Below are 6,796 nucleotides of genomic sequence, written 5' to 3' on the forward strand. Positions count from 1 at the left end.
TGGGAGCCAATCCCCCATCTGATATAGCCTCCGGCAGGATTACAGAGGTGCGCAGTTGATGTATGTCATGCAATTGCATGACGCGCACCTCGCAACAAGAATGCCGGAGCATTCTTGAATAGTTTGAACGCAGGTTGTAAAGCGACTATGTTCATGAGAAAGTAGCAAAATTGGATTGCGGATGTCCGCTTTACTGGCGGATTCTGTACGAAAACAGTTAATAGTGATTCATAAATGAAATTGTTGCGATAAGACAAAATGCCCTGTAGATTGTTCTATTCTATAGGGCATTTTAGTGATAAAATCAGAGCAGGAGAAAGGTGTCGGGGTTATGGAATATTTGAAAATGCTGGTTGAGGAATTTCATTCAACGACAGTGGCAACATTGGGTGAAGATGGACATCCGCAGACGCGTGTCATCGACATGATGCATTATGAGGATGATGGTGTTTATTTTTTAACCGCCCGCGGAAAAGCATTTTATCAACAGCTGATGGAACAAAAGTATATTGCGGTGTCTGCAACAAAGGATAAAAAAGCAATCTCATTGCGTGGTAAAGTGAAAAATATCGATTTGGAGAAATTAGATATTTTATTTGAAAAGAATCCATATATGAAACAGATTTATCCGGGAGAAACAAGATTTTAGATAGTGTCAAATGAACTATGAGAAACAGGATCAATGAACTTTGAAAATTGTAGTGTGGTAGTATTTTATAACGAATGTGAAGTATGAAAGAGGTGAATCAGGGTGAGAACATTTATGAGTGGTGTCCCGGCGCGGGATTATATTTTTCAAACAGAACCATATGAGGAGCAGATCAAAAAAGCAGCAAAGCTGATCCGGGAAGCAGATTATATTTTATTTGGACTTGGTGCTGGAATATCCACGGCGGCAGGTGCGCAGTATGGTGGCGATTTTTTCAAAGGAAATTTTGGTGAATTTATTGAAAAATATGGTGCAGGACCTTACATGCAGGACATGTACAGTGCCGGTTTTTATCCTTATCCGGATGAGGAATCTTACTGGGGATACTGGTCACGACAGGCGATGGTTGGCGGTATTGAGTTGGATGTGACAGGATTGTATCGGCAGCTGATCGCACTGGCACAGGGGAAAAAATCGTTTTGCCTGAGTACAAATGCGGATGGCCAGATGGAAAAAGCAGGCTACCCGACGGAACAGATTTTCTGTACACAGGGCGATTATTTTCATATTCAGTGTGCAAAAGGATGCCATGCCAAAACGTATGATGCGGTTGCGCGTTTTCGGCAGATGGATCAGGCAAGGCGGGATTGCAAAGTGCCGTTTTATATGGTTCCGAAGTGTCCGGTGTGTGGCGGAAAAATGAATATGAATCTGCGGATCGATCAGTATTTTGTGGAAGACGAAGCGTGGTATGATGCAGATGAACGGTTTCAGAAATTTTTGAGAGAGGCTTTGAAATCTGGTAAAAATTTCTGCCTGATTGACTGTGGAACGGGATTTAATACACCGATGATCATACGTTTTCCGTTTGAAAAAATGGTGCGTGAACATGGTCAATGTGCTATGGTGAGATTGAATCTGAATGAAGCGGTTGTGCAGGAAAGCTGTGAGGAGCGGGAAGTTGGAATCAATGCAGATATGGCAAAAAGTATTCCGGATATTTTGGAAACTATGAATCTGTAAAGATATGTAGAAGAAGTTTGCTATGTGTTTTATGATGTGTATTTCACAGTTAGAATGTAAAGTTATTCTTGAAATACAATGAAAGTGTCATATGGTCATACAAATATAGAAAAGAATGATGTGAAAGCAGCAGAGTTTTTTCAGGAGCAGAAAGGAGCAGGCATATGGAACAGAGAAATAAATTGCAGTCGGAACGGTTAGACTTTTTACTGGATGCTTTAAAAGAGGATTCTATCCAGTATAAAAATTTGCAGGTAGGTAATTCAGAAACGGAAAAAAGAAACGCAGTGAGATCTCTGATGAATGTCCGTATGCCGCGGAGTATTTCGGATGATTTTCTGGAAGTTCAGGATATATTTTTACAGGAAGAAGCAAAGGAAAAAGGAATTGTGACGCTGGCGGAAATTCCAACGGTAAAGGATGCATATGAAAGTCAGCGGTCATTTGCAGACAGAATGTCCATCTGGCAGGGAGATATCACCCGTCTGCAGGTTGGTGCAATTGTAAATGCTGCCAATTCCCAGATGATTGGCTGTTTTGTGCCATGTCATCGCTGCATTGATAATGCGATTCACAGTGCGGCAGGGGTGCAACTTCGAAATGAGTGTAATCATATTATGAACCAGCGGAGAATCCGGTTTGGCAGACAGTATGAGGAACCAACGGGAACGGCTACGCTGACGTCAGCATATAATTTACCTTGTAAATATGTGATTCATACAGTGGGACCGATCGTGTACGGAAGATTGACGGAAGCTTTAAAAGAAGATTTGCGGAATTGTTACCGTAATGTACTGCAATGCTGCATGGAACATGAAATCAACAGTGTGGCATTTTGCTGTATCTCCACGGGAGAGTTTCATTTTCCAAACGACATTGCGGCACAGATTGCGGTGGAAACCACAGAGCAGTTCTTTGCACAGAATGAAAACTGCGGCATTGAACGTGTGATTTTTAATGTGTTTAAAGATATTGATCTGGAACTATATAAGAAATATCTTTGCATGGAAAATTTATATAGTTAGCAGATATTTAGGAGACCTTTGTTTTTAGTTGTAGCTATATAGATTAACTTTTTATATTGACTAATAGTGTTAGCTTTTCAAAAAGTTTTATCTCAGTCGAGAAGACTCCCACTTCTGCAAGTGGTGAGTAATAATAAGTCTTTCTCAGTGGGAGTACAATCTCCGACTGAGATAAACGCTCCGCGGGGATGTGCAGTGATTCTGAGAAGAATATGTCAGCTTTCGCTGACCAGAATCACGCACCAAGTCTCACGTGCGTTCGACTTGAAAGTAAAAATATAAAAACTACCAGTATTAGCTTTCTAAGAATTTTTATTGGAATACATAAAAACTATCGGTGTTAGCTTTTCAAAAAGTCTTGTAGTAAAAATATAAAAACTATCAGTATTAGTTTTTGCAGAACTTCTATAGAAAAGTATAAAAGCTAACAATGTTAGTCTTCCCAAAATTCTTTTGAGGAAAAAATATCCATAGCATCCATATGCGCACTGCATATAAGTGTCACATGATACTTGCGGGCAAGTGCAACGGCGCGGTCGGTAGGAGCACCATTGCTGACTAAAACCGGTATTCTGGAACGGATCACTTTTTCCATCATATCGTCTGGAATACGTCCGCTGGAGAAAAGGAGGCATTTTGTCAGGTCAAGTCCGTCAATCAGTGCTTTTCCGATGGCTTTGTCCAAGGCATTATGACGCCCGATGTCTTCACACAGATAGCGGACTTCGCCTTCATACATCAGAAAACAGCTGTGAATGCCGTGAGTTTTCTGATGGAGTGGGGCACCTTTACGAAATGCCTGAATCAGATCAAGAGCCTGGCGGTAGTCAAAATCAAAGTCAGGAAGAACAGAGACGGGTTCAGCGTCATCCTGTTCGGAAAGCAGGTCGCGTCCAAGCATACCTTCTTCGCCGCAGTCACAGGCGCGGACTTCAATTGGCTTTTTGATTTCCCCGAGTGGTCGGGTGGTCATTACTCTGGCGCGGACACCATCACGGCAGATGTAAATACTGTGAATGTCTTCGACACCGTTAATCCGACCTTCGGTGTACAGATGACCAAGTACCAGTGCCGGCAGATCCTGAATGGTACAGACCAGTTTCAGCGCCAGATCTTCATTAATATAAACAGATAACAGATTTTCATGAAGAATGATTTTTTCTTTTTTTTCAAATGTGTTGCTTTCCGGGCGGTAGCAGATCATATCCTGTGTTTCCACTGCCGGCTGAGCGGTGCATAAATCTTGTATTTCCATAATGATATTCTTTTTAATCCCCTTATTAAATTCAATTTGTGTTTTTTAACACGAGCAATTTTTATCGTTATTTTATCACTTAGAAAACTCTCTTTTTAAATATTCAAGTCGAACGCACGTGAGACTTGGTGCGTGATTCTGGTCAGCGAAAGCTGACATATTCTTCTCAGAATCACTGCACTCTACACTCCGTTCCGGTCTGCGCAAAACCATTGTCTCCCAGACAAGGTGCGCCCCCGCGGAGCGTTTATCTCAGTCGGAGATTGTACTCCCACTGAGAAAGACTTGTTATTACTCACCACTTGCAGAAGTGGGAGTCTTCTCGACTGAGATAAAATAGATTTTTTGCGATGTTATTGTACTTATTTTAATACAAAAAAATGATGTTTGTAAAGATAGTTTCTGATATGGATACGGAAGTCGGAGAAATCGGCGGTAAACTTTCCGGTGGCGAACGCCAGAGAATTGCCATTGCAAGAACGATCATGAAAAATCCGGATGTATTATATGGAAAGAAGAATAACGATTACGGACAGGGCTTTTACTGCTCAGAATCTGCGGAACTTGCCAGGGAATGGGCTTGTCCCCGGGAAAAAGATGGTATTTTGAACCGTTATTGTCTGGAGACGGATGGAATGCGTGTGTTTCATTTAAAAGGAGAAACGGAGGAAGCACTGCTAATCTGGATCAGTGTGTTGTTATCGAACAGAAAATTGAATCTGGATACAGAGGAAGCCAGAACAGGTGCTCATTTTTTACAGAGCCGCTATCTGATGAGCCTGGAGACTGCGGATCTGGTGATCGGATATCGTGCAGATGATTCTTATTTCTCCTTTGTGAAGGATTTTTTGAATAATAGGATTTCGCTGGCGCAGTTACAGCAGGCACTGAAGCTGGGAACCGTGGGAGAACAGATTGTGATCAAAAGCCAGCGGGCAGCTTTCGCCCTGGAATTTTAGGGATATGAGGTTGTAGAGTGGAAAGAATATTATATGAAGCGGCTGCAGCGGGATCAAGCATTGCGGAATATGTATCAGGAACTGCGGCAGAAGCCGGATGTTTCAGGAAGATATATGAGGGACATTGTGCGTGAGCGAAATAATAGCGGAAAATAAAGGATTGAGAAAATTTTAGTATTGGTTGTTAATGATATTGTGATAGAAGTAGGAACAGCAATTCAGATAAAAGGAATTACTGTGTTTGATCTGGGAAAAATATGGGAGGAAAAGAAAACGTGAGAGAACAGAATGCTTATAGCGAACTGTATATAGAAGACGCTATGTGCAATATGGCAAATCTGGTGGATTATGTAGTAAATGATCTGCATCGGGATCCGGATGAGTTTTTCAAGCTGTTTGAAACCAGTGGCATTGCCCGGGAGTTCAGTCATGGAAATCCAAAGTATGTGTCGGCTATACCGGAAAGCATTTTTTATTTGAGATGTATAAATAAGAGATACAGTTTGAGTGAAAAAGTATCAAAAAACATGTTTTATAAGAGGAAAAAAGGATATCAACCAGGTGTAGAGTGCAAAAAAGAAGCCAATATGATATATTTATGGCAGTCAAAAAAGCAAATTTGATTTTTTTAAGAGTAAAATGTTTTACAATATGGCGGAAATCTTTATACATTGATAAGCATAGTTGTTTGTACATGTAAAATCAGATTTGTGTGTAATAGAGAGGAATGGCTGTAAATGGATAACAGACAGATTGGCAGATTTATTGCAGAGTGTCGAAAAGAAAAAGGACTGACACAGCGTGAACTTGGAGAACGGTTGCATGTGACAGACCGTGCGGTATCAAAATGGGAAACAGGTGTTTCCCAAACAAAAAGATATTAAGAAACAGCCCATGTTTACCTGCTTGCAAACAAAAGAATATTGCTACTAGACTAAGAGATACTACATAAGTGTGTTGGTATCTCTTTTTTGTTGCCGTGAAACAGCAGACTATTTCATTTCTGCTTGATTACCTTAAAACTTATTAGTCTATGGTTTGTCAAGGGCTTGTTGCGTGAGAAATGCTGAATATCACCCTTTACAAAACATAGGCTGATAAGTAACTTTTCAAAAGCAGAAAAGAAATGGCAATGCTTATAACAATATGATATAATGCAGATGAAGACAAAAAAGGAATTTGTCGAGCTGGTTAGTTCGAGATAATTTTGAGTTTGTTAAGATGTGGTGCACTTGATGGAATCACAGGTACGACATCATATTATGGAGGATGAAATAGATGATAGGTTTGATTGTTGCGAGGTCAAAGAATAATGTTATAGGCAAGAATGGTAATATACCATGGAAAATAAAGGGAGAACAAAAGCAATTTAGAGAGTTAACAACGGGTAATGTGGTTATTATGGGGCGAAAGTCTTATGAAGAAATCGGTCATCCGTTGCCTAATAGAATGAATATTGTTGTTTCCACCACAACAGAGTATCAAGGAGATAATTTAGTTTCAGTTAAATCATTAGAAGATGCATTATTATTGGCTAAAGGACGAGATGTATACATATCTGGTGGATATGGACTATTTAAGGAAGCTTTGCAAATAGTAGATAAAATGTATATCACAGAAGTAGATTTAAATATTGAAGATGGAGATACATTCTTTCCAGAATTTGATATCAATGATTTTGAAGTTTTGATAGGGGAAACACTTGGTGAGGAAGTGAAATATACGAGAACATTTTATGTAAGGAAAAAATGAATTGAGTAAATTTTGGATTTAGGGTGTTTTCATAAATATATTGCTTTTTATGCATATATAAATTGTTGTAAGACAAATTCCAGTTGTGCGCCCAGCTAAGGGTGTGTAGTCAAGCCGGTGGGATTCCGGTTTA

7 protein-coding genes and 1 pseudogene are annotated in these 6,796 nt (G+C 40.0%); 7 read left to right on the top strand and 1 reads right to left on the bottom strand.

Features of this window, described 5'->3' with window-relative positions; all coding sequences use genetic code 11:
* Positions 1 to 331: 331 nt before the first annotated feature.
* From DXB15_RS16470 to DXB15_RS16480, 3 genes are all read left to right on the top strand, one after another.
* Positions 332 to 649 (top strand): pyridoxamine 5'-phosphate oxidase family protein, encoded by a 318-nt coding sequence (locus DXB15_RS16470; protein ID WP_118703530.1) that lies wholly within the window; start codon positions 332 to 334, stop codon positions 647 to 649.
* A gap of 102 nt (positions 650 to 751) precedes the next feature.
* On the top strand, positions 752 to 1,672 hold the full coding sequence (locus tag DXB15_RS16475; RefSeq protein WP_243115684.1) for an SIR2 family NAD-dependent protein deacylase: 921 nt from the start codon (positions 752 to 754) through the stop codon (positions 1,670 to 1,672).
* 164 nt (positions 1,673 to 1,836) lie between these two features.
* Positions 1,837 to 2,697, top strand: a complete 861-nt coding sequence (locus DXB15_RS16480) for a protein-ADP-ribose hydrolase (protein WP_118703531.1) — start codon at positions 1,837 to 1,839, stop codon at positions 2,695 to 2,697.
* Between the two features lie 433 nt (positions 2,698 to 3,130).
* Here DXB15_RS16480 and DXB15_RS16485 read toward each other — a convergent pair whose 3' ends face one another.
* Positions 3,131 to 3,952, bottom strand: coding sequence for a formate dehydrogenase accessory sulfurtransferase FdhD (locus DXB15_RS16485; RefSeq protein WP_109217042.1), 822 nt, complete (start codon positions 3,950 to 3,952; stop codon positions 3,131 to 3,133).
* Positions 3,953 to 4,335: 383 nt separating this feature from the next.
* Here DXB15_RS16485 and DXB15_RS16490 point away from each other — a divergent pair, with 383 nt between their 5' ends.
* The 4 genes and pseudogenes from DXB15_RS16490 (at position 4,336) to dfrF (ending at position 6,685) form a co-directional block, all read left to right on the top strand.
* Positions 4,336 to 4,911 (top strand): DUF3990 domain-containing protein, encoded by a 576-nt coding sequence (locus tag DXB15_RS16490; protein ID WP_279233061.1) that lies wholly within the window; start codon positions 4,336 to 4,338, stop codon positions 4,909 to 4,911.
* 275 nt (positions 4,912 to 5,186) lie between these two features.
* Positions 5,187 to 5,534 carry a hypothetical protein gene (locus DXB15_RS16495; protein WP_118703533.1) on the top strand — a complete coding sequence of 116 codons (348 nt, stop codon included), beginning with the start codon at positions 5,187 to 5,189 and terminating at the stop codon, positions 5,532 to 5,534.
* 114 nt (positions 5,535 to 5,648) lie between these two features.
* Positions 5,649 to 5,795: a helix-turn-helix domain-containing protein gene (locus DXB15_RS16500; RefSeq protein WP_118703534.1), complete on the top strand. Its 147-nt coding sequence runs from the start codon at positions 5,649 to 5,651 to the stop codon at positions 5,793 to 5,795.
* A 394-nt stretch (positions 5,796 to 6,189) separates the two neighbouring features.
* Positions 6,190 to 6,685 (top strand): annotated as a pseudogene (dfrF, locus tag DXB15_RS16505) (trimethoprim-resistant dihydrofolate reductase DfrF).
* Positions 6,686 to 6,796 lie beyond the last annotated feature (111 nt).

The sequence above is a fragment of the Roseburia sp. OM02-15 genome, assembly GCF_003481835.1.
Taxonomy (GTDB): domain Bacteria; phylum Bacillota; class Clostridia; order Lachnospirales; family Lachnospiraceae; genus Eubacterium_I; species Eubacterium_I ramulus_A.